This window comes from Haloferax massiliensis (genome assembly GCF_001368915.1).
In the GTDB taxonomy this organism is placed as follows: Archaea; Halobacteriota; Halobacteria; order Halobacteriales; family Haloferacaceae; genus Haloferax; species Haloferax massiliensis.
Window position 1 is genome coordinate 639,354 of the sequence record NZ_CSTE01000002.1, and the last position, 19,872, is coordinate 659,225.

Annotated in this window: 22 protein-coding genes and 1 pseudogene; 14 read left to right on the forward strand and 9 right to left on the reverse strand. The window is 68.3% G+C overall.

The window, feature by feature from the left end:
* Positions 1 to 151 precede the first annotated feature (151 nt).
* From glpR to BN996_RS20060, 9 genes are all read left to right on the forward strand, one after another.
* Complete coding sequence (glpR, locus tag BN996_RS07240) at positions 152 to 919, forward strand: HTH-type transcriptional regulator GlpR (protein WP_089777873.1); 768 nt, start codon at positions 152 to 154, stop codon at positions 917 to 919.
* The gene (gene pfkB, locus BN996_RS07245; RefSeq protein ID WP_089777875.1) at positions 916 to 1,833 is read left to right on the forward strand and encodes a 1-phosphofructokinase; all 918 of its coding nucleotides are present in this window, start codon (positions 916 to 918) and stop codon (positions 1,831 to 1,833) included. Before glpR ends, pfkB begins: the two co-directional genes overlap by 4 nt.
* Positions 1,834 to 1,938: 105 nt before the next feature.
* Positions 1,939 to 3,066 carry a fructose PTS transporter subunit IIC gene (gene ptfC / locus BN996_RS07250; RefSeq protein ID WP_089777877.1) on the forward strand — a complete coding sequence of 376 codons (1,128 nt, stop codon included), beginning with the start codon at positions 1,939 to 1,941 and terminating at the stop codon, positions 3,064 to 3,066.
* 44 nt (positions 3,067 to 3,110) lie between these two features.
* Entirely contained in the window at positions 3,111 to 3,575 is a 465-nt protein-coding gene (gene ptfA, locus BN996_RS07255; RefSeq protein ID WP_004063297.1) for a fructose PTS transporter subunit IIA, read from the forward strand.
* Positions 3,575 to 3,844, forward strand: coding sequence for a phosphocarrier protein HPr (ptsH1, locus tag BN996_RS07260; RefSeq protein WP_089777879.1), 270 nt, complete (start codon positions 3,575 to 3,577; stop codon positions 3,842 to 3,844). Before ptfA ends, ptsH1 begins: the two co-directional genes overlap by 1 nt.
* 3 nt (positions 3,845 to 3,847) lie before the next feature.
* Positions 3,848 to 5,545 carry a phosphoenolpyruvate--protein phosphotransferase gene (gene ptsP, locus BN996_RS07265; protein ID WP_089777881.1) on the forward strand — a complete coding sequence of 566 codons (1,698 nt, stop codon included), beginning with the start codon at positions 3,848 to 3,850 and terminating at the stop codon, positions 5,543 to 5,545.
* Complete coding sequence (gene ptfB / locus BN996_RS07270) at positions 5,542 to 6,018, forward strand: fructose PTS transporter subunit IIB (protein ID WP_089777883.1); 477 nt, start codon at positions 5,542 to 5,544, stop codon at positions 6,016 to 6,018. The genes ptsP and ptfB overlap by 4 nt, the downstream gene beginning before the upstream one ends.
* A 165-nt stretch (positions 6,019 to 6,183) precedes the next feature.
* Entirely contained in the window at positions 6,184 to 7,176 is a 993-nt protein-coding gene (gene fba / locus BN996_RS07275; RefSeq protein WP_089777885.1) for a class II fructose-bisphosphate aldolase, read from the forward strand.
* A gap of 203 nt (positions 7,177 to 7,379) precedes the next feature.
* Entirely contained in the window at positions 7,380 to 7,529 is a 150-nt protein-coding gene (locus BN996_RS20060) for a DUF7557 family protein (RefSeq protein ID WP_167344112.1), read from the forward strand.
* A gap of 49 nt (positions 7,530 to 7,578) precedes the next feature.
* Here the strand turns inward: BN996_RS20060 and BN996_RS20645 are convergent, their stop codons facing one another.
* Positions 7,579 to 7,704 carry a hypothetical protein gene (locus BN996_RS20645; protein WP_255516734.1) on the reverse strand — a complete coding sequence of 42 codons (126 nt, stop codon included), beginning with the start codon at positions 7,702 to 7,704 and terminating at the stop codon, positions 7,579 to 7,581.
* A gap of 107 nt (positions 7,705 to 7,811) precedes the next feature.
* Positions 7,812 to 8,258, reverse strand: coding sequence for a DUF5799 family protein (locus tag BN996_RS07280; RefSeq protein ID WP_089777887.1), 447 nt, complete (start codon positions 8,256 to 8,258; stop codon positions 7,812 to 7,814).
* A 167-nt stretch (positions 8,259 to 8,425) separates the two neighbouring features.
* Here BN996_RS07280 and BN996_RS07285 point away from each other — a divergent pair, with 167 nt between their 5' ends.
* Positions 8,426 to 9,646, forward strand: a complete 1,221-nt coding sequence (locus BN996_RS07285; RefSeq protein WP_089777889.1) for an HAD family hydrolase — start codon at positions 8,426 to 8,428, stop codon at positions 9,644 to 9,646.
* 72 nt (positions 9,647 to 9,718) lie between these two features.
* Here the strand turns inward: BN996_RS07285 and BN996_RS07290 are convergent, their stop codons facing one another.
* Positions 9,719 to 10,366 (reverse strand): hypothetical protein, encoded by a 648-nt coding sequence (locus BN996_RS07290; protein WP_089777891.1) that lies wholly within the window; start codon positions 10,364 to 10,366, stop codon positions 9,719 to 9,721.
* A 402-nt stretch (positions 10,367 to 10,768) separates the two neighbouring features.
* On the opposite strand from BN996_RS07290, the gene BN996_RS07295 reads away from it, so the two are divergent.
* Positions 10,769 to 11,215 (forward strand): luciferase domain-containing protein, encoded by a 447-nt coding sequence (locus BN996_RS07295; RefSeq protein WP_089777893.1) that lies wholly within the window; start codon positions 10,769 to 10,771, stop codon positions 11,213 to 11,215.
* 77 nt (positions 11,216 to 11,292) lie between these two features.
* Positions 11,293 to 12,531, forward strand: coding sequence for a mandelate racemase/muconate lactonizing enzyme family protein (locus BN996_RS07300; RefSeq protein WP_089777895.1), 1,239 nt, complete (start codon positions 11,293 to 11,295; stop codon positions 12,529 to 12,531).
* Between the two features lie 236 nt (positions 12,532 to 12,767).
* On the opposite strand, the pseudogene galK reads toward BN996_RS07300, so the two are convergent.
* The 3 genes and pseudogenes from galK to BN996_RS07315 all read right to left on the reverse strand — a co-directional run bounded on the left by galK (position 12,768) and on the right by BN996_RS07315 (position 15,246).
* Positions 12,768 to 13,984 (reverse strand): annotated as a pseudogene (galK, locus tag BN996_RS07305) (galactokinase).
* Positions 13,981 to 14,535, reverse strand: coding sequence for an MOSC domain-containing protein (locus tag BN996_RS07310; protein WP_089777897.1), 555 nt, complete (start codon positions 14,533 to 14,535; stop codon positions 13,981 to 13,983). Before BN996_RS07310 ends, galK begins: the two are co-directional and overlap by 4 nt.
* Positions 14,536 to 14,610: 75 nt before the next feature.
* Positions 14,611 to 15,246 carry a rubrerythrin family protein gene (locus tag BN996_RS07315; protein ID WP_089777899.1) on the reverse strand — a complete coding sequence of 212 codons (636 nt, stop codon included), beginning with the start codon at positions 15,244 to 15,246 and terminating at the stop codon, positions 14,611 to 14,613.
* A gap of 139 nt (positions 15,247 to 15,385) precedes the next feature.
* On the opposite strand from BN996_RS07315, the gene BN996_RS07320 reads away from it, so the two are divergent.
* A complete protein-coding gene (locus BN996_RS07320) occupies positions 15,386 to 17,119 on the forward strand; it encodes a globin-coupled sensor protein (RefSeq protein WP_089777900.1) in 1,734 nt (577 codons plus the stop codon).
* Positions 17,120 to 17,197: 78 nt separating this feature from the next.
* Complete coding sequence (locus BN996_RS07325) at positions 17,198 to 18,340, forward strand: MBL fold metallo-hydrolase (RefSeq protein ID WP_089777902.1); 1,143 nt, start codon at positions 17,198 to 17,200, stop codon at positions 18,338 to 18,340.
* 120 nt (positions 18,341 to 18,460) lie between these two features.
* Here BN996_RS07325 and BN996_RS07330 read toward each other — a convergent pair whose 3' ends face one another.
* The 3 genes from BN996_RS07330 to BN996_RS07340 all read right to left on the reverse strand — a co-directional run bounded on the left by BN996_RS07330 (position 18,461) and on the right by BN996_RS07340 (position 19,717).
* Positions 18,461 to 18,787, reverse strand: coding sequence for a 2Fe-2S iron-sulfur cluster-binding protein (locus tag BN996_RS07330; RefSeq protein ID WP_089777904.1), 327 nt, complete (start codon positions 18,785 to 18,787; stop codon positions 18,461 to 18,463).
* Positions 18,788 to 18,912: 125 nt separating this feature from the next.
* Entirely contained in the window at positions 18,913 to 19,395 is a 483-nt protein-coding gene (locus tag BN996_RS07335; protein ID WP_089777906.1) for a universal stress protein, read from the reverse strand.
* A 34-nt stretch (positions 19,396 to 19,429) separates the two neighbouring features.
* Positions 19,430 to 19,717 carry a DUF7964 domain-containing protein gene (locus tag BN996_RS07340; RefSeq protein WP_089777908.1) on the reverse strand — a complete coding sequence of 96 codons (288 nt, stop codon included), beginning with the start codon at positions 19,715 to 19,717 and terminating at the stop codon, positions 19,430 to 19,432.
* Positions 19,718 to 19,872: the final 155 nt, after the last annotated feature.

Below are 19,872 nucleotides of genomic sequence, written 5' to 3' on the forward strand. Positions count from 1 at the left end.
TTTTCGTTTTTGATCGTTTTCTCACCGACGAACGCCCCGTTTTCGTTCCTGTGTGGGATTCCCCGGATTCGAACAGATACGGGCGGAATCCAACATAAACAATTAACACTACTCCCCGACCTATCTTCCTCGTAACGAGGAATCGCCACCGATGTTACCAGCAGAGCGCAAACGCCGCATCGTCGAACTCGTCTCCGACTCGGACGGCCGGTCGGTCGAGTCGCTGTCAGAACACCTCGGCTACTCGAAGGCCACGATACGGCGCGACCTGCGCGAACTCGAAGACCGTGGGCTCATCGAGCGGTCGCACGGCGGTGCCGTCCCCGTGACCTCCGTCGGGCGCGAGCAGACCTACGGGCAGAAGGAAGTACAGAATCTCGAAGGGAAACGCGCGATCGCGGACCGCGCGGTCGAGGAACTGGCCGAGGGGCAGGTCGTGTTCTTCGACGCCGGGACGACCACGATGGAGGTGGCGCGGAAGGTTCCCAAGGACGGGACGATACTCGGCGTCACGAACTCGCCGCGGCTCGCCATCGAACTGAACGAGGAGGACAACGAGGTCAAACTCACCGGCGGGACGCTCCGCCGGCGGACGAAGGCGCTCGTGGGGCCGACCGCGGAGTCGTTCATGGAGCGGACGAACTTCGACCTGCTGTTCCTCGGCACGAACGGGTTCGACGTCGAATCCGGCCTCACGACCCCGAACGAGGACGAAGCGCGGATGAAGGAACTGATGGTCGAGAAGGCCGCGAAGGTCGTCCTCGTCGCGGACCTCTCGAAGCTCGGCCGGCGGAGTTTCGTTCAGTTCGCATCGCTCGAACAGATTGACCTGTTTATCACCGACGGCGAACTCGACGCCGACTCGCGCGAGGAGATAGAGAGCGCGGGCGTCACCGTCGTCGACGGAGTTGCACGATGATTCTCACAGTCACCCCGAACCCAGCAGTCGACCACACGATTCACTTCGACGAACCGCTTCAGCCCGGCGTCGTCCACCGGACCGACGACGCGGTGTTCACCGCCGGCGGCAAGGGCATCAACGTCGCCAAGTACGTCTCTGCGCTCGACGCCGACGCGACCGCCTCGGGCTTCCTCGGCGGCCACTTCGGGAAGTTCGTCCGCGACCGACTCGACGCCGACGGCATCGCCTCGGACTTCGTCACCATCGACGCGGACACGCGCCTGAACACGACCGTGCTCGCGGAGGACGGCGAGTACAAACTCAATCACAACGGCCCGCAGATTCGCGCAGCCGACGTGGACGAACTCGTCGAAACCGCACAGGCGAACGAGCCGGACACGCTCCTCGTCGGCGGCAGCCTCCCGCCGGGGATGTCGCTCTCCGACGTCGACAGGCTCGCCCGCGCGGGCGACTGGAAAATCGCGGTGGACATGGGCGGCGAGTACCTCGCCGAACTGGAGGCCGACTACTACGTCTGCAAACCCAATCGGTCTGAACTCGCGGCGGCGACGGGTCGAACCGTCGAGACCGAAGCCGACGCCGTCGAGGCGGCCGAGGAGCTTCACGCGCGCGGATTCGAGTACGTGCTGGCGTCGCTCGGCGCGGACGGCGCGCTCCTCGTCACCGACGACGAAGTCCTGTCTGCGCCCGCGCTCGACGTGGAGGTCGTGGACACGGTCGGCGCGGGCGACGCGGTCATGTCCGGCTTCCTCGCCGCGCGCGAACACGGGCTGTCGGACGCCGACGCCCTCCGAATGGGCGTCCTGACGGCCGCGCGCGTCGTCGGCGTCGCCGGCACCCGCGTCCCGCACCTCGAAGACGTGCTGACGAACGAAACGCGCGTCGAGGTGACGACCGTTCGGACTCGGTGATTCTCGTATGAACGTTTGTTAACGACCAAAACACTCAGTAACGTTCATATTCGAAAGGGTTTTTGAGCACATTTGCGTACGTTCTTTCGTAGGGGTGGCAACACTATGGCAAACGACGCAGAAGACGCGGTTCGGTCCTACCTCACTTCGGTGAAGGAGGACCTGATGACCGGGGTATCGTTCATGATTCCGTTCGTGACCATCGGCGGAATCTTCCTGGCGCTGGGCTACGCGGTAGCCTCGCTTTCGAACAACGTACAAGACGTATTCAACAGCACGGGGACCGCCGGCTGGTTCCTCGCGCAGATCGGCGTCGCTGGGCTGACGCTGATGGTTCCGGTCCTCGGCGCGTACATCGCGTACGCAATCGCCGACCGACCGGGCCTCGCACCGGGGTTCATCCTGTCGTACATCATCCAGCAGGGCAACGTCCTGCAGGCCGCCGGTGACGTCATCGGCCTTCAGGGCGGCTCCGCCGGCGCGGGCTACCTCGGCGCTATCGTCGCCGGGTTCCTCGCCGGCATCGTCGCGCGCTGGTTCAAGCAGCGCGACGTGCCCGAGTTCATCGCGCCGATGATGCCCGTGCTCCTCATCCCGGTGGCGACCACCGCGGTGCTCACGCCCGTCATGCTGTTCGTGCTGGGCGTTCCGATCTCCATCGCGAACGCGGGGCTCACCGAGTTCCTGAGCAACATGCAGGGCGGCGGCCAAGCCATCGTTCTCGGGGCCATCCTCGGGGCGATGATGGCGGCCGACATGGGCGGTCCCATCAACAAGGTCGCCTACGTGTTCTCCGTCGGCCTCATCTCCGAGGGCGTCACCGCGCCGATGGCCGCGGTCATGATCGCGGGGATGGTCCCGCCCATCGGCCTCGCGCTGTCGAACTTCATCGCGCCGCAGAAGTACGCGGCCGAGATGTACGAGAACGCCAAGAGCGGCGTGCTCCTCGGCTTTTCCTTTATCACGGAGGGCGCGATTCCGTACGCGGCCGCCGACCCCGCCCGCGTCATCCCGAGCGTCGTCGCCGGCAGCGCCGTCGCCGGCGCGGCCTCGATGGCGCTCGGCGTGAACATGCCGGCTCCGCACGGCGGCATCTTCGTGGTTCCGCTGTCGAACCAGCCGTTCATGTTCATCGCGTGCATCCTGCTCGGCTCCATCGTGACCGCCGTCATCGCGACGGCCATCAAGCCGAACTTCGACGCCAAGATGGCGGCCCAGAGCTCCGACGACTGACCACACCGAACTAATCTTTCCAGACCCGAACGAAGCACAATACAATGGACGTCACTGACATCAGCACCATCACACCGCTCGAACTGATATCGCTCGAAGAGCCGCCGGCGACGAAGGAGGGAGCCATCGAGTTCCTCCTCGACCTCGCGGTCGACGCCGGTCGCGTCGACGATCGCGACGCCGCGCTTGCCGCCCTCCTCGAACGCGAGGAGGAGGCGACGACCGGCGTCGGCTTCGGCATCGGCATCCCGCACGCGAAGACCGACGCGGTCTCGAAGCCGACGGTCGCCTTCGCGCGCTCGACCGAGGGCATCGACTTCGACGCCATGGACGACAAGCCGGCGAAGCTCCTGTTTATGATTCTCGTTCCCGCGGCGGGCGGCGAGGACCACCTGCAGATTCTGAGCGCCCTCTCGCGGTCGCTCATGCACGAGGACGTCCGCGAGAAGCTCCTCGAAGCCGAGAGCAAACAGACCGTTCAGGACGTGCTCGCCGAGGTGGTCGAGTGATGGAGCGGACCGCCACGGTCGTCCCCGAAGACGGGCTTCACGCCCGACCGGCCTCGCAGTTCGTCGAGACCGCGAACGAGTTCGACGCCGACATCCGGCTCGGCCGCGCCGACGAGGACGACCTCGTCCCGGCCGCCAGCATGCTGGCCGTCACCGGTCTCGGCGTCGGCCACGACGAGTCCGTTCGCCTCGTCGCCGAGGGCGACGACGCGGAAGCGGCACTCGACGCCCTAGAGGATATCCTTTCGACGCCCGAAGCCAAACAGTAAGCCATGACCGAACGAACCCTCTCCGGCATCGGCGTGACACCGCTTTCGGGCGTCGGCACCGTCGTCTGGTACCGACCGGACGCCGACCTCCCGGAGCCGCCGGCCCCGGAAGACGTGGACGCGGAGGCCGAACTGGCACGCTTCGAGGACGCCCGCGCGGCCGCCGAAGACGAACTCGAAGCCGAGCGCGAGCGGACCGCCGAACGCGTCGGCGAGGAGGAGGCCGCGGTGTTCGACGCGCACGTCCAGTTCCTCAACGACCCGCAGATAACCGACGGCGTCACCGACGCCATCGAGGGCGGGCTCCCGGCGGAACACGCCGTTCAGGAGACGTTCTCCGAGTTCGTCGAGCAGTTCGAGAACATGGGCGGTCGCATGGGCGAGCGCGCCGACGACCTCCGCGACGTGCGCGACCGACTCGTGCGCGTCCTCTCCGACGGCGAGCGCGTCGACCTCTCGTCCCTGCCGGAGGGGAGCGTCGTCGTCGCGGAGCGGCTCACGCCGAGCGACACGGCGCAGCTCGACCCGGAGCGCGTCGCGGGCTTCGTCACCGTGACGGGCGGCCGCACCTCCCACGCGGCCATCTTCGCGCGCTCGCTCGCCCTGCCGGCCATCGTCGGCGTGGGCGAGGAACTCCAGTCCGTCGAGGACGGCACCGAAGTCGTCGTCGACGGCGAGTCGGGCGACCTCGTGGTCGAGCCGAGCGACGAGCGCAAGGAGGCCGCCGCGGCCGCCGCCGACGTGGACGTCCGACGCGAGTCGGTCGAGACCGCCGACGGCGTCGAAATCGAGGTCGCGGCCAACATCGGCACGCTGGCGGACCTCGGGCCGGCGGTCGACCGCGGGGCCGACGGCGTCGGCCTGTTCCGCACCGAGTTCCTCTTTCTCGACCGCGAGTCGCCGCCGGACGAAGACGAGCAGTACGAGGCGTACGTCGAGGCGCTCGAATCGTTCGACGGCGGCCGCGTCGTCGTCCGCACCCTCGACATCGGCGGCGACAAGCCTGTCCCGTACCTCGACCTGCCCGACGAGGAGAACCCGTTCCTCGGCGAGCGCGGCATCCGCCGGTCGCTCGGCCCGGACGCGGACCTCTTCGAGACGCAGGTCCGCGCGCTGCTTCGCGCGGCGGCCAGCGCGGACGGTGCGAACCTGTCTGTGATGCTCCCGCTCGTCTCGACGGTCGAGGAGCTTCGCGCCGGCCGCGAGCGGTTCGAGTCGGTCGCCGACGACCTCGACGCCGAGGGCGTCGCAAACGAGCTTCCCGAGTTCGGCATCATGGTCGAGACGCCCGCCGCGGCGTTCATGGCCGACCGGTTCGCGCCGCACGTCGACTTCTTCAGCATCGGGACGAACGACCTCGCGCAGTACGTGATGGCCGCCGAGCGCGGCAACGAGCGCGTCTCCGAGCTCGGCGACTACCGACAGCCCGCGGTCCTCCGCGCCATCGACGCCACCGTCTCGGCGGCCGAGGGCGAGGACTGCTGGGTCGGCATGTGCGGCGAGATGGCCGGCGACCCGGACCTCACCGAACTGCTCGTCGGGCTCGGCCTCGACGAACTGAGCATGAGCGCCGTGACGGTGCCGCAGGTCAAGGCGGCCGTCGCGGAGACCGACACCGCGGACGCCCGCGCACTCGCGGAGCGCGTCCTGCAGGCCGACACCAAGGCTGAAGTCGCGGAAATCCTTACACTAGAGCTATGAAACTCGTCGCAGTCACATCCTGTCCGACCGGAATCGCACACAGCCAGATGGCGGCCGAGAACCTCCTGCAGGCCGGCGAGCGCCTCGGCCACGACATCGACGTCGAGGTCCAGGGCGCGATGGGCACGCAGGACGAACTGTCCGCGGACGCCATCGCCGAGGCCGACGCGGTCATCATCACCTCGGACACCTCGGTCAGCCGCGACCGATTCGACGGCAAACTCGTCCTCAAGGGGACGGTCAAAGACGGCGTGAACAACGCCGAGGCCGTCGTGGAGAAGGCCGTCGAACTCGCCGAGGCCGGGAAGACCGGTTCGGTCACGTTCGGAAGCGGCGACGACGGCGAGGACGCCGACGCCGAATCCGGCACCGACGAGTCGTCCGGCGACGATGCGGAATCGGACGAACCCGTGCGCCGCGGCGGCGACCCCGAAAAGGGGCTGTTCGCCCGCCTGAAGAAGCTGTTCTCGTAACCTTCGCCGACGGTTCCCCGTTTTTCGCTCGCCTCCCAGCGCCGGCGCTCCGTCCGCCGATGAAAATTAACTCGAACGCGAACAAACGAAAACGTGCAGAATCGAAACTCACTTCCCATACATTATTAGTCTCGCAGTCGTTGACGAAACCGAGGTGAACGCATAATGCCGTTCTACGGCGGGGAGGAACTCGCCACAGTGTACGACGAGGCGCTCGACGAAGGATTCGGACTCATCGCGAGTAACATCGCGGAGCCGAACATTATGATGGGTCTCATGGAGGGAGCCGACCGGATGGACTCGGACCTCCTGTTGCAGATGAGCGGCGGGGCCTGTCGGTTCGCGGGCGACGGCGACGCCGTCGCGGGCCTGAAAGCCATGGGGAACTACATCGAGACCATCGCCGAGCGGTACGACATCGGCGTCTTCCTCAACATGGACCACCAGACGGACCTTGAGTTCATCGAGCAACAGATCGAACTCGACATCCCGTCGTCCATCATGATCGACGCCTCCCACGAGCCGTTCGACGAGAACGTCGCCACGAGCCGCGAGGTCGTCGAGATGGTCGAGGCCGCGGACTCCGACGTCCTCATCGAGGCCGAACTCGGCCAGATAAAGGGCGTCGAGGACGAAATCGAGGCCGAGGAGGCGTTCTACACGGACCCCGAGCAGGCCGTCGAGTTCGTCGATAAGACGGGCGCGGACCTGCTCGCCATCTCCGTCGGCACGCAGCACGGCGTCGCCAAGGGCAAGGACCTCGAACTCCGCCCGGACCTCGCAAACGACATCCGGCAGGCCCTGCGCGACCACGGCCTCGACACGCCGCTCGTGCTCCACGGCTCCTCGGGCGTCCAGCCCGACCAACTGCAGGAGATGCTCAAACACGGCATCTGCAAGGTCAACAAGGACACCCGCTACCAGTACGAGTACACGCGCACCGCCTACGACCGCTACACCGAGGAACCCAACGCCATCGTCCCGCCCGAGGGCGTCGTGGACGCCCGCGACACGTTCTTCAACGAGACCGACTGGTCGCCGAACAAGGACGTGTTCGACCCCCGCGTCGCCGGCCGCGACATCCGCGAGCGCATCGCCGACGTGCACGCCGACCTGACCGAGGTCTCCGGCAGCGCCGGCCAGTCGCTGTTCAAGTAACACCGCGCGGGCGGTGACTCGCTCGCCGTCGAGCGCTCGTCGCGTCCGCATCGCGGACCGGCACCGGCCGTCGTCTCCACCCGGCACACCGCCGGTTTTTCGTTTCGGTACGCTTCCCCCAGCGGCGGCGCTCCCAGTCCTCGATGGCAGTCGAATCCGACGTCCCCACGTCGCTTAAGGTGTCACGCGGCGTGGGTGTAGGTATGCCGCAGATTCACCTCGACTACGAGACGGTCGCCCGACTCGACGCGCTCCGCGAGGAAGACGAGGAGTACGACGAACTCATCAACGAGCTGATGAACATCTACGAGGCGAGCGAGCGGACGCTGTTCCACGCCGGCGACGAGTACTGAACTCGGCACCGCCGCTCGGGCGTCTGTGCGGTCGGTTCTCTGCGACCCGTTACAACCCGAGCCACCGCGCGACCGCTCCCGCGAGGAGCACCAGTGCGCCGGCGATAAACGTGCCGGGAATCGGAAGCACGAACAGGAGTCCACCGAACGCGAAGACCAACGTTGACGGTCGCATCTGGCGAGGACATCGCGTCCGGAGCCGGTTACTAATTGTGGCCCTCGAACGGAATGTCGGCTTTGGCTCCAACTGAGCGCCGTCGCCGCAGCCGGTCGAATGGCCCGTTATTCGAGGTAACTGACCCGGACCTGATTCCACTTGCCCTTCTTTTCGAGGTGGTCCTGGAGCGCGTCCGCGTACTCCTGTGTGAGTCGCTCCGCGGCCTCCAGTTTCTCCTGTTCGCCCTTCTTGCCGCCGCCGCCCATCCCGAGCGCGCCCTTGATGGAGTCGACGATGCCGCCGGCGGACGACGAGTCGCCTCCGCCGCCGCCGCCCATCCCGCCCATCTGACTGCGGATGTTGTCGAGTTCGGGGATAATCTGCGGGACCTTCTCCGTGTCGGCGACGATGCGCGCCGCCTCGGGGTCGTCCGCGTTCTCGATTTCGAACTCCGTCGCCGTCATAATCAATCCCCACTCCTGACTGTTGAACCGGGAGTTCATCACCTGCTCGTTGAACTCGCGGTCCACCGTCATCCGGTCGCCGACGATGCTGTCGGTCCAATGTGCCATGTGCACACGTCGTCGGCCGGTCGGTATCAGAGTTGCGGGGCAGACCGACCGTCGGCGTATCCGGTCGCGGCACCGCCGTCCGGTGAGACGCCGTGAGGGCGTAGAGACGCGCGGGTTGGAATCGCCTCCCACGCGGGTTTAATGCGGTTGGGTGACGACCCCGAGTCATGGAGCGGTACGACCTCCTGTACAGACTGTACGGGAACTTCGACGCGGACGCGGTCCGGGACGCACAGGACTTCGTCGACCTCTTGCCGCCGCTCGGCTCGCCGGTGGCGCTGTCGCACTGGCAGGCGGTCGACGACGAACTCGCGGCGAAGAAAGACCGCATTCGCCGCGCGCTTTCGGACGGCGACCGCTACGCCGAACTCGCCGCGCGCGCGACGCGAGACCAGGCGTTCACCGCCCTCGACCTCTACACCAAGTACGGGCGAGCGGTGAACGCGCTCGTCCTCGACGTGGACGAGACGCTTCGCTCCGCGGGGCAGACGGACAACGAGATTCCCCGCGAGGTGCTGCACCTCCTCACCCGGTTCCACGAGCGGGACGTCCCCATCGTCATCTGCACCGGACAGACCTTGGAGAACGTCAAGGGCTTCGCCATTCAGGGACTCGGCAACGAACTCGTCCACTCGGGGGACGTAAGCATCGTCTACGAGGCCGGCACCGGCGTCTTCACCCCCGGCCACGGCTCCGAGACGAAGCGCCTCCTCTACGAGACGCTCGACGACTCGGTGCAGTCGGTCTTCGAGTCGGTCCGCGGACGGGTCATCAGCGACCTCCCCGACGCGCTCCGCGGGGGCGTCCACCTGCAGGGCAACGAGTTCAACGTCACGCTCAAGCCGAACTTCGAGACCGGGAGCGACGACGCCGAGGCGGTCATCGACGGCGCGCTCGTCTACCTGCTCGACCTCCTCGGCGAGGCGCTCACCGACGACCCCGACGGCCCCGACTGGGCGCGGGCGTACTTCGCGGACCGCGACCCGGAGATACGCGACGTGCTCGACGACCGCGACGCGCTTCCCGAGTCGGACACGGAGATTCCCGAGGACGTCGAACGGACCCTCGAACGCGTGACGGTCGCGTACTACCACGCCGACGCCGCGGAGCTCTCCGCGGTCGACCTGAACAAGGCGGCGGGGGTCCGCGCCGCGCTCGACGTGCTCGGGGTGGACGACCCGTTCGTCCTCGTGATGGGCGATTCGAAGTCCGACCTCGACGTGATGCGGTGGGCCGCCGAAAACGACTGTGGACTCGCGGCGGCCCCGGAACACTCCTCGCCGGGCGTGCTCGAACACGTCCGCGAGACGGACGAACTCGTGTTTCCCCGCGGCGACGCCGCGTCGGTGCTCCGGACCGCCTACGCCCTCAATCTCTTGGTCGACTGAGCGGGTCGCGTCGTCGCTGTGTCCGGTCTCTACACGTGAGTAAAACGAGTTCTCGGGGGTAATCGAGGCGGCTCAGATCGTGCACACCCCGATGTCGTCGCCCGAGCCGTCGCCGTTCGAACCGTCGCCGGTGTCGTCGGTGTTCGAACCGTCCGATGACGAGTCGTCGCTCGCATCGTCCGAAGACGAGTCGTCGGTGTTCGAGTCGTCCGAAGACGAGTCGTCGGTGTTCGAGTCGTCCGAAGACGAGTCATCGGTGCTGTCGTCGGTCGAATCGTCCGCGCTGTCGTCAGTGTTCGAGTCGTCGCTCGCATCGTCCGAAGACGAGTCGTCGGACGAGTCGTCGTCATCGTCATCGTAGTTCGAGACGCCGACCGGGCTCCCGCGCGGCCTGGTCGTCCTCGTCGCCGAGTCGGTGTCGTCGTCGCCGGTCTCGACCGTCTCGAACGTCCCGACTTCGCTTTCGGCGTCGTCCGACCCGTCGTCGCCCGAGTCGTCGGCCCCGTCGTCGTCGGCGACGGCGGGTTCGGCTTCGATTCCGGGGTCGGGGTCCTCGGTCTGTGTGTCGTCCGCGTCGGGGCCGGTCACGTCTGCGCCGATGCTTCTGTCGGCGTCGACGGCCGGAGCGGGCGTCTCGGGGGTGTTCACGCCCCCGGAGAGGAAGGCGAACACGACGATGACGAGGACGACGACGCCAACGACGAACTGGCCGAGATTCATCGCCTGACCTCCCGGTGGTCGGAGTCGGTTCCCGGGATTGGTACGCTGGTGGGGGTCACGGACATGGTTCGACCTGTTATTTGCGTTCCGAGGGCTTCGTTACGAATCGTCTACCGCTCGGCGTCGTGCCCCGGATTTCGCCCGATAGGGAGCGGGCCGACCCGCGGGGGCGCGCCCCGAATCCGTCACCGGATGCGAACATTCGCGTTCCTAACCTCTGTTAATCCGTGAATACCACGCCGATCTGAGGGTCTATTTTCGACCGACACTCTCCGTGAACAGAATGTCTGGAATACCTGTGGTTATCGTCGGTCTACGTGGTGTCGAACTCGGGCCGCGAGACGCCGCGTCTCGGGTCCTCTGGTTCTGTAGTTATCTTCTCGGGGCGCGTACAGTCTCCCAATGACCGCCTCCATCGACAGAATCATCGCGCGCGTCTCGCGCTGGCCCGGCGTCGAGACCGCGCCGCACCGCTTCGGGGGGACGGAGTTCGTCGTCGCCGGCAGGGAAATCGGCCACGTCCACGACGCCGGCGTCGTCGACCTCGCGCTCACGAGGCGCGTCCGCGACGTGCTTCTCACCGACGGACTCGCGGACCCGCACCACGTCCTGCCCGACTCCGCGTGGGTGACCTACCGCGTCAGAAGCGACGCCGACGTCCCCGACGCGATGCGTCTGCTCAGACTCGCGTATCTCTGGCGACTGCTCGCGCTCCGCCGCCGCGGCGTCGACCTCGACCCGGCGACGGACCCCGACACCGACCTCCGTCGACTGGGCCTTCCGGCGGACCTCGACGCGCTCGTCAGGGAGACGTTCCGCGACTCGCTCGACCGATGGGCGACCGTCTGACCCCGGACCCGCGAGTCCCGAGCGGGGACATGTCTCGTCCGGAAAAACTTTACTAACGTCCGAGTAAACCACACTACATGGGTAAGAACTACGCGGAGTTACACGATCCGAACGCGGAGTACACGATGCGAGAGCTGTCGGGGGAGACGATGGGCGTGACGGCCAAGCGCGGCGGCGGTCGCGACGTCGAGATTACCGACGTGCAGACGACGATGGTCGACGGCAACTTCCCGTGGACGCTCGTCCGCATCTACACTGACGCGGGCGTCGTCGGCACCGGCGAGGCTTACTGGGGCGCGGGCGTGCCCGAGATCATCGAGCGCATGAAGCCGTTCGTCATCGGCGAGAACCCCCTCGACATCGACCGCCTGTACGAACATCTCATCCAGAAGATGTCCGGCGAGGGCTCCGTCGAGGGCGTCACGGTCACCGCCATCGCGGGCATCGAAATCGCCCTGCACGACCTCGCGGGCAAGATTCTCGACATTCCCGCTTACCAGCTTCTGGGCGGGAAGTACCGCGACAAGGTGCGGGTCTACTGCGACTGCCACACCGAAGACGAGGCCGACCCCGAAGCGTGCGCCGACGAGGCAGAGCGCGTGGTCGACGAACTCGGCTACGACGCGCTGAAGTTCGACCTCGACGTGCCGTCGGGCTTCGAGAAGGACCGCGCGAACCGCCACCTGCGGCCCGGCGAGATTCGGCACAAGGCCGAAATCGTCGAGAAAGTGACCGAGCGCGTCAAGGACAAGGCGGACGTGGCGTTCGACTGTCACTGGACGTTCTCGGGTGGTAGTGCAAAGCGTCTCGCGGCCGAGTTGGAAGACTACGACGTGTGGTGGCTCGAAGACCCCGTGCCGCCGGAGAACCTCGACGTGCAGGAAGAGGTCACGAAGTCCACGCTCACGCCCATCACGGTCGGCGAGAACCGCTACCGCGTGACGGAGCTGCGCCGGCTCATCGAGAAGCAGGCTGTGGACATCGTCGCGCCCGACATGCCGAAGGTCGGCGGGATGCGCGAGACGCAGAAGATCGCGGACGTGGCGAACCAGTACTACGTGCCGGTCGCGATGCACAACGTGTCGTCGCCGGTGGCGACGATGGCGTCGGCGCACGTCGGCACGGCGATTCCGAACTCGCTGGCGGTCGAATACCACTCCTACGAGCTGGGCTGGTGGGGCGACCTCGTCGAGGAGACGGTCATCGAGGACGGGTACATCGAGATTCCGGAGAAGCCGGGCCTCGGCGTGACGCTGGACATGGACGCCGTCGAAGAGCACATGGTCGACGGCGAGACGCTGTTCGACGAGGCGTAAGCCGACGTCGAATCAGTCGAGCTTCGCTCGACAATATTCGACGAGGAGTGAAACGACTCGTCGAGCCGGCGAATCCCCGATTCGCCTCGTTCGACGAAGCGTAAGCTTCGGCGAGCCAGCAGCACAGCGTGCTGCGCTGTTCGACGAGGCGTAAGCCGAACCGAAACCACGGCAGAACGCACGGGACCCGCGTTCCGATTTTTCCCGAGACACCACGCGGAGCCGTCGGCTCGCGCTTACTCCTCGCCGACCAGTCGAACGCCGGCCGACGGGCGGCAGGCGAACACGTTGCGTCGGGACCGACGCGCTCGGGGGCGGCGGCTCGAATCGCGCGCTCGGCCCGGTCGAGCGCGTCGCCGTCGACTAACGCGACCGCGCTTCCGCCGAAGCCGCCGCCGGTCATCCGCGCGCCGTAGACGCCCGGCGTCTCGGCGGCGAGTTCGACCGCCGCGTCGAGTTCGGGACAGCTCACCTCGTAGTCGTCGCGAAGGCTCTCGTGGGCCGCGAGCATCGCGTCGCCGACGCGGTCGAGGTCGCCCGCGGCGAGCGCGTCGCGGGCGCGACGGACGCGCTCGTTCTCGGTCACGACGTGTCGCACGCGGCGGGAGTGAACCGACTCCAGCGCGTCGGCGTGGGCGTCGAGGAGGGCGCGGTCCACGTCGCGAAGGGAGTCGAGGCCGCGGTCGGCGACCTCGCGCAGGCGGTCGAGCGCCGCCTCGCACTCGCGGACGCGGTCGTTGTAGCCGGACTCGGTCAGTTCGTGGGAGACGCCGGTGTCGATGACGAGGACGCCGGCGTCGTCGCCGAGGGGGACCGACTCGGTCTCGCGGCTCCGACAGTCGAGAAAGAGCGCCGAGTCGGCCTCGCACAGCGCCGCGGAGAACTGGTCGAGGATGCCGCACTCGACGCCGACGCCCTCGACCTCGGCCCGCCAGCACGCCAGCGCGAGGTCGGCGACGGGGCGGTCGCGCCCGGAGACCGCGAGGAGCGCGCGACCGACCGCGAGTTCGAGCGCGGCCGACGAGGAGAGTCCCGCGCCCGTGGGAACGTCCGAGGCGATGGCGAGGTCCGCGCCGCCGACCGGGTCGTCCTCGCGGAGGACGCGCGCGACGGCGGCGACGTAGGCGGCCCACCCGCCGGGGTCGTCGTCGGGGTCGAGTTCGGCCGTCTCGTCGAAGTCGGCGGCGCGGACGCGGAGTCGGTCGTCGCTTCTCGGGCGGGCCGCGACCGCGACGTGGCGGTCGACGGCCATCGGGAGGCAGAGCCCGTCGTTGTAGTCGGTGTGGCCGCCGACGAGGTTCACCCGGCCGGGGGCGACGGCGACGGTTGGGGCCGGCGTCGACCTCGAACTCGGGGCGTCGCCGTCGGGGCCGAACGCCGCGTCGAGTGCGACTGTCGCGCGTTCGACCTGGTTCGGTGTCCCCGTGTTCGACCCGTCGGCGTCGCGGCTCATTCGCGTCCGCCTCCCTGCGGTTCCTCGTCGCTCGTCGCGGCTTCGTCGCCCGAAACCGCGTCGCCGCCGAGTCGCTCGGCTAGCTGGCGGCCCATCTCGCGCGGGTTCGCCTCGGTCACGCGGAGGTCGTCGCCGACCGCGACCCGGCCGCGGGACTCGCGGAGGGCGTCGCCCACGTCGTCGTCGCCGACGAGGTCCGCGAGGTGCGCGCAGGGCGGCCTGAGCTTCGTCCCGCGGAGTTCGGCCCCGCCGAGTTCGAACGTCGCGTCGAGCAGGCCGTCGAGGTCGACGCCGCGGACGACGACATTTCGGCGGTGCTGGCCGTCAGCGAGGTCGAGGTCGTACTCGCGCTTCGCGTCGTCCAGCACCGCGGCGTCGACGAGCGTCACCGGACAGCCGTCGGTCGCCGAGTAGAAGCCGTCGCCGTCGGCGTAGCGGTCGCCTTCGATGCCGCCCGGCGCGACCGAGACGGTCTCGTGGGAGACCATCGGCTCGGCCTTCGACGGCGCGGTGTACAGCGCCTCGACGCGCCCGCGAACCTCGGAAGTCATACCTCTGGTTACCGCTCGAAACCACGAATAGGTTGGGCCGGCCACACGCGTCGGACCGGGCGTCGCGGCGGCGACTCAGCAGAGCGGCTTGGGGTCGACGCCGAGTTCGGCGAGGCCGTCGGCGTAGTCGTCGTACGCCAGTTGGACGACGTACTCGGCGACCATCCGGGCGCGCTCCCAGTCGTCGTCGGTCGCACAGCGGTCGGCGAGGAGGTCCAACCCGGCCGCAAGCGTCTCTTCGGTCTCGGCTTTCAGGTCGCGAAAGAGGTCGGCCCGTGGTTCGTCCGCCTCGTTGACGAAGAAGCCGATGACCTGCGCGTGGGTGCGAACCGAGACGAGGCCGCGGCCGACCATGCCGGCGGCGGCGCGCTCGACTGTGTCCTCGCGCCCGCGGAGGTACGCGTGCATCACGCCGGGTTCGTCGGGAAGGTCGACGTCCTCGTCGAGGGCGTCGAGGACGCGGTCGAGGTGGTCGGCCTCTTGGGTCGCGGTGGCCTCGAACGCGGCTCTTGCTTCGTCGTCGACCTCGTCTGCGGCCCACGCCGCGAACGTCCCGCGGGCCGCGTGCTCGGAGTACGCGGCGGCGCGGAGCACCGCCGGCTCGGAGAGGTCCGCCCCGGTCAGCGCCAACAGGAGCTTCGACGAGCCGAGCCGGTCGAGTTGGGTTCGCTTCGCCGTCTCGACTGACTCGCGGAACGAATCGACGTCCATACCGCCAGTCGGTCCGCCAGCCACGTGAACGTTCGCCCCGACCAACGTGCGCCGGATTCCCTCTGCAATCGGTTTTTTGGTATCATCCGTGATATTCAGCGGAGAGGGTTGAAATATCGGTGACCGCTGAGGAACGTATATGACGAACTCCTCGGGACCAGTCGACGCGAGCGCGCGAGCGTGCGTGAACGGCGACAGGCTCCTCTCGCGGTTGGATATCGACGCGGCGGAAATCGACCGCCGGAAATCGTTCGTTCGGCTCTCGGCGGCGGACGAGCGACGATTGAGCGACCTCGAACCGCTCTTGGACGAGTTCGCGGACGAGTTCGCGGCGGCGTTCTACGACCACCTCGGCGAGCACGCGACGACGAAGTTCTTCGGTCGCTCGACGAAGACCACGGAGATGCTGCGGACCGACCAGGCGGCGTATCTCCGCGAACTCGGCCGCGGCGAGTACGACGAGGACTACTTCGCAAAGCGGGCGCGCATCGGGAAGTTACACGATATGATAGACCTCGGGCCGAAGTTCTATCTCGGCGCGTACTCGGTCTACTACGAGGGCATCCTCGGTGCCGTCGCGGACGAAGTGAAAGCCGAGTTCACCGGCGGCGACGCCGACACCGAGTTCGAAGGCGACGGCGACGGCGGCCTGCTCTCGGGACTTCTCGGCGGTGCGTCCGGCGTTTCGAGCGGTCTCCGCGGCGGCGACGACCGGGTCGAAGCCGCCGTCGACGAGGTCGTCGAGCGCATCCTCCCCGTGTTGAAGCTCCTGTCTCTCGACCAGCAGGTGGCGATGGAGACGTACATCCACTCGTACAGTCGGGCGGCGCGCGAGGCCGCCGAGCGCCGACGGGCGCTCGCCGACGAGGTCGAAGCCGACGTGAGCGACCCCGTCGAGTCGCTCCTGCGGAGCTCAGAGGAGGTCACGGAGCGAACCGACGACATCGAGACCACGGCGCGGGCGCAGGCCGAGGACATGGCGACGGTCGCCGCCGAGGTGTCCGAGATGAGCGCGACCGTCGAGGAGATCGCGGCGACCGCGGAGGAGGTCGAGCGGACCAGCGCCGACGCCGCCATGCGCGCCGCCGAGGGCGAGGACGCCGCCGACGAGGCCATCGACGTGATGCGCGACGTGAGCGAGGCCGCGGAGACTGCCTCCGAGGACGTCCAGCAACTGCACGACCAGATCGCGGAGATAGACGAGGTGCTCGACGCCATCAACGACATCGCCGAACAGACGAACCTGCTCGCGCTCAACGCCTCCATCGAGGCCGCCCGCGCCGGCGACGCGGGCGAGGGATTCGCCGTCGTCGCCAGCGAGGTGAAGAACCTCGCCGAGGAGTCGCAGGCCCGCGCCGCCGAGGTCGAGGGCACGGTGGACGACATCCAGTCCGAGGCGCGAGAGACCATCGAGAGCCTCTCGCAGACGACCGGGCGGCTGTACGACGGCATCGACCGCGGTGAGGACGTGATGCGGAGCCTCTCGGACATCTCGGCGGCGGTCGAACAGGCCACCGTCGGCGTCGGCGAAGTCGCATCGGCGACCGACGACCAGGCCGAGAGCGCCGAGCAGATCGCCGGCATGGTCGACGACGCGACCGCCCGCGCGACCACCGTGTCGGACCACATCGGCGACATCGCCGACGCGAACCGCTCGCAGACCGAGCAGGTGCTCTCGATCCGCGACGCCGCCGAACGCCTCGGCGGCGGCGAGACGGGCGGCGTTGGCGGGTCGAACGCGACTCCGGAACCGGGCTCCGACGCCCCGTCCGCCGGCGGGGTCGACGGCCCGCCGGGCGATGTCGTAAACGAGTTCGACTTCGACGAATCGCCGTCGCGCCGCCTCAGTAACGACGGGGGAACGACCGAGTAGCGCGGGCCGCTGCTCGGGTCGCCGTTCTCTTTTCGACCCGCGTAGCGTTCTTCCGCCCGGCGCGCGTATCGTGTGGGTATGACTCCCGAGGAACTGGCGGCCCGGCTCGCCCGCGGTGACCCCACGACGGTGCTCGACGTGCGCGACCGCGGCGAGTTCGAGGCGTGGCGCGTCGACGGCGCGGCCGTGACCGCGACGCAGATTCCGGCGGTTCGCTTCACGCAGGCCGAGATTCGCGGGACGGTCGACGAACTCGCGGCCGAGTTCCGAGACGCGCCCTCGCCCGTGGTCGTCGTCTGCGCGGAGGGGCGGTCGAGCGACCACGTCGCAGACCTGCTCTCCGAGGCCGGCGTTCCCGCCGAGAACCTCGAATCCGGGATGGACGGCTGGGCGCGCGTCTACCGCGCCCGCGAACTCCCGGTCGGGAACGCGGACGCGACGGTCCTCCAGTACGACCGACCTTCCAGCGGCTGTCTCGCCTATCTGGTCGTCGCCGGCGACGAGGCCGTGGTCATTGACCCGCTCCGGGCGTTCGCGGACCGCTACGTCGCAGACGCCCGCGAGCGCGGCGCGGAAGTCGTCGCCGCCGTCGACACCCACGTCCACGCCGACCACGTCAGCGGCGTCAGAGCGGTCGCGGAGCGCACCGGCGCGACCGCTGTCCTCCCGGCCGGGGCGGCCGACCGCGGCCTCGACTTCGACGCGCGACTCGTCGCTGACGGCGAGGCCGTCGGCGTCGGCGACGCGGAACTCGTCGCCGTCCACGCGCCGGGGCACACGACCGAGATGACCGCGTTCCGCCTCAGCGACCTGCTCGTTGCGGGCGACAGCCTCTTTTTAGAGAGCGTCGCGCGCCCGGACCTCGAAGACGGCGACGAGGGCGCGCCCGACGCCGCGAGACGGCTTCACGCGACGCTCACGGAACGGTACGGCGAGTTCGCCGACGACACGTTGGTCGCGCCCGCCCACCGCGGCCCGCGGGCGGTGCCGAACGTGAGCGGCGCGTACGTCGCCGAACTCGGCGCGCTCCGGGAGCGACTCGGGGCGCTCTCGATGGACGAAGCGGCGTTCGTCTCGTTCGTCTGCTCGGACATGCCGCCGCGGCCGGCCAACTACGAGCGCATCATCGAGACGAATCTCGGTCGTGCCTCGCTGACCGACGAGGTGGCGTTCGAAGTCGAGTTGGGACCGAACAACTGCGCGGCGACGAGCGAGGCGTGAGACGCGGTCCGCGGGCGGATTGCGGGCCGAGCGAGTACGTCGGGCCGGCGCGTCGGCTCGGCGACTCGGTACGAAGCGGAGAACGCGGGCCGGCGGACCGGCCCCGGTGAGTAGCCGTCGTCAGTCGTCGTCCGCGGCGGTGCCGGCGGCCGCGGCGTCGCCCTCGATGCTCGGCGGGTAGACGCCGCGGTCGAGTTTGAGGTCGCTCTGCGGGCGGGCCATGCAGGTGAGCGCGAAGCGTTCCGCCTCCTCCTCTGTCAGCCCGCGGGCGGCAGGCTGGGTGACGTCGCCTTCGAGAATCTCGGCGGAGCAGGCGAGGCACATCCCGACGCGGCAGGAGTACTCCTGTGCGATGCCCTCCTCGATGCAGGCCTTGAGAATCGTCTGCTTGTCGGAGACGGTGATGGTCTCGCCCGTACCGACGAACTCGACGGTGTACTCGGTCATACCGCGGCGTATGCGCGACCGCACCAAAACTGTTTATCAAAACCGCGGCGACCTCGCCGCCGACCGCGCGGTCGAAGCAGGCTCCCGAGCGCGGCGCGAACGCGCGACTCGCGCCCGAGTTCGGACTACTCCTCGGCTTCGGCGTCCGCGCTCTCGTCGGCGTCCGCCTCGTCTTCGTCTTCGTCGTCCAGTCGGATGGTGAGCACCGGCACCGGCGAGGTGCGGACGACGCGCTCGGTGACGCTCCCGAGCAGGTAGTGGCTCAGGCCCGTGCGCCCGTGGGTGCCCATGACGACGAGGTCGATGTCGTGGTCGTCGATGTACTCCCGGATGGAGCGGTAGGCGGTTCCGGTGACGACCTCGGCCTGCACGTCGATGCCGGCCTCCTCGGCGGCCTCGCGGACGTGTCGGGTCGCGGCGTCGCCCTCCCGTTCGAGGGCGTCGATGACCACGTCCGCGCCGGCGTCGAGCGAGGTGTAGATGCTGGTGTCGACGACGTACAGCGCGTGAATCCGCGCGTCGTACGTCTCCGCGATGTCGAGGGCGTGGTCGATGGCGCGTTCGGCGGCCTTGCTTCCGTCGGTGGGGACGAGGATTTCGCTGTACATGACGGATTATACTTAGTTCGGAACGGGGTTAATACTACTCCTCGTTCCCGTCGCCTCGGAACGACAGGACGGCTTCCTCGCACGTCTGCAATCCGTCGATTCGCTCGGTCTCGTCGTCGAGTTCGACCGTCTCGACGACCGACCAGCCGGCGTCGTTCTCGTAGGCGACGCCCTTGACCCACGCGCCGGTGGCGAAAAGCAGGCTTCGGGCGGGGCCGTCGTCCTCGACGGCGACGACGAGGTCGAACGCGTCGGCGCGGTTCAAAGACGTCAGCTCCTGCGGTTCGAGCGGTCGGACGGGTAGCGACTCGATGAGCGACATATCCGAGTGCTACCGGTCGGCGGGGATGACGCTTTCGAAGGGGCGGGCCGCCGGCACCTCCGCGAGTCGTAACCTTTCTGCCGTCCGGCGCGCCACGTCACCCCATGATTCCCTCCCGCGCCGGGCGGCGGCCCGACCGGACGGCGCTCGCCGTC

Coding starts and splice junctions, on each gene's coding strand:
- glpR (WP_089777873.1), top strand. CDS start 152: ATGTTACCAGCAGAGCGCAAACGCCGCATCGTCGAACTCGTCTCCGAC.
- pfkB (WP_089777875.1), top strand. CDS start 916: ATGATTCTCACAGTCACCCCGAACCCAGCAGTCGACCACACGATTCAC.
- ptfC (WP_089777877.1), top strand. CDS start 1,939: ATGGCAAACGACGCAGAAGACGCGGTTCGGTCCTACCTCACTTCGGTG.
- ptfA (WP_004063297.1), top strand. CDS start 3,111: ATGGACGTCACTGACATCAGCACCATCACACCGCTCGAACTGATATCG.
- ptsH1 (WP_089777879.1), top strand. CDS start 3,575: ATGGAGCGGACCGCCACGGTCGTCCCCGAAGACGGGCTTCACGCCCGA.
- ptsP (WP_089777881.1), top strand. CDS start 3,848: ATGACCGAACGAACCCTCTCCGGCATCGGCGTGACACCGCTTTCGGGC.
- ptfB (WP_089777883.1), top strand. CDS start 5,542: ATGAAACTCGTCGCAGTCACATCCTGTCCGACCGGAATCGCACACAGC.
- fba (WP_089777885.1), top strand. CDS start 6,184: ATGCCGTTCTACGGCGGGGAGGAACTCGCCACAGTGTACGACGAGGCG.
- BN996_RS20060 (WP_167344112.1), top strand. CDS start 7,380: ATGCCGCAGATTCACCTCGACTACGAGACGGTCGCCCGACTCGACGCG.
- BN996_RS20645 (WP_255516734.1), bottom strand. CDS start 7,704: ATGCGACCGTCAACGTTGGTCTTCGCGTTCGGTGGACTCCTGTTCGTG.
- BN996_RS07280 (WP_089777887.1), bottom strand. CDS start 8,258: ATGGCACATTGGACCGACAGCATCGTCGGCGACCGGATGACGGTGGAC.
- BN996_RS07285 (WP_089777889.1), top strand. CDS start 8,426: ATGGAGCGGTACGACCTCCTGTACAGACTGTACGGGAACTTCGACGCG.
- BN996_RS07290 (WP_089777891.1), bottom strand. CDS start 10,366: ATGAATCTCGGCCAGTTCGTCGTTGGCGTCGTCGTCCTCGTCATCGTC.
- BN996_RS07295 (WP_089777893.1), top strand. CDS start 10,769: ATGACCGCCTCCATCGACAGAATCATCGCGCGCGTCTCGCGCTGGCCC.
- BN996_RS07300 (WP_089777895.1), top strand. CDS start 11,293: ATGGGTAAGAACTACGCGGAGTTACACGATCCGAACGCGGAGTACACG.
- BN996_RS07310 (WP_089777897.1), bottom strand. CDS start 14,535: ATGACTTCCGAGGTTCGCGGGCGCGTCGAGGCGCTGTACACCGCGCCG.
- BN996_RS07315 (WP_089777899.1), bottom strand. CDS start 15,246: ATGGACGTCGATTCGTTCCGCGAGTCAGTCGAGACGGCGAAGCGAACC.
- BN996_RS07320 (WP_089777900.1), top strand. CDS start 15,386: ATGACGAACTCCTCGGGACCAGTCGACGCGAGCGCGCGAGCGTGCGTG.
- BN996_RS07325 (WP_089777902.1), top strand. CDS start 17,198: ATGACTCCCGAGGAACTGGCGGCCCGGCTCGCCCGCGGTGACCCCACG.
- BN996_RS07330 (WP_089777904.1), bottom strand. CDS start 18,787: ATGACCGAGTACACCGTCGAGTTCGTCGGTACGGGCGAGACCATCACC.
- BN996_RS07335 (WP_089777906.1), bottom strand. CDS start 19,395: ATGTACAGCGAAATCCTCGTCCCCACCGACGGAAGCAAGGCCGCCGAA.
- BN996_RS07340 (WP_089777908.1), bottom strand. CDS start 19,717: ATGTCGCTCATCGAGTCGCTACCCGTCCGACCGCTCGAACCGCAGGAG.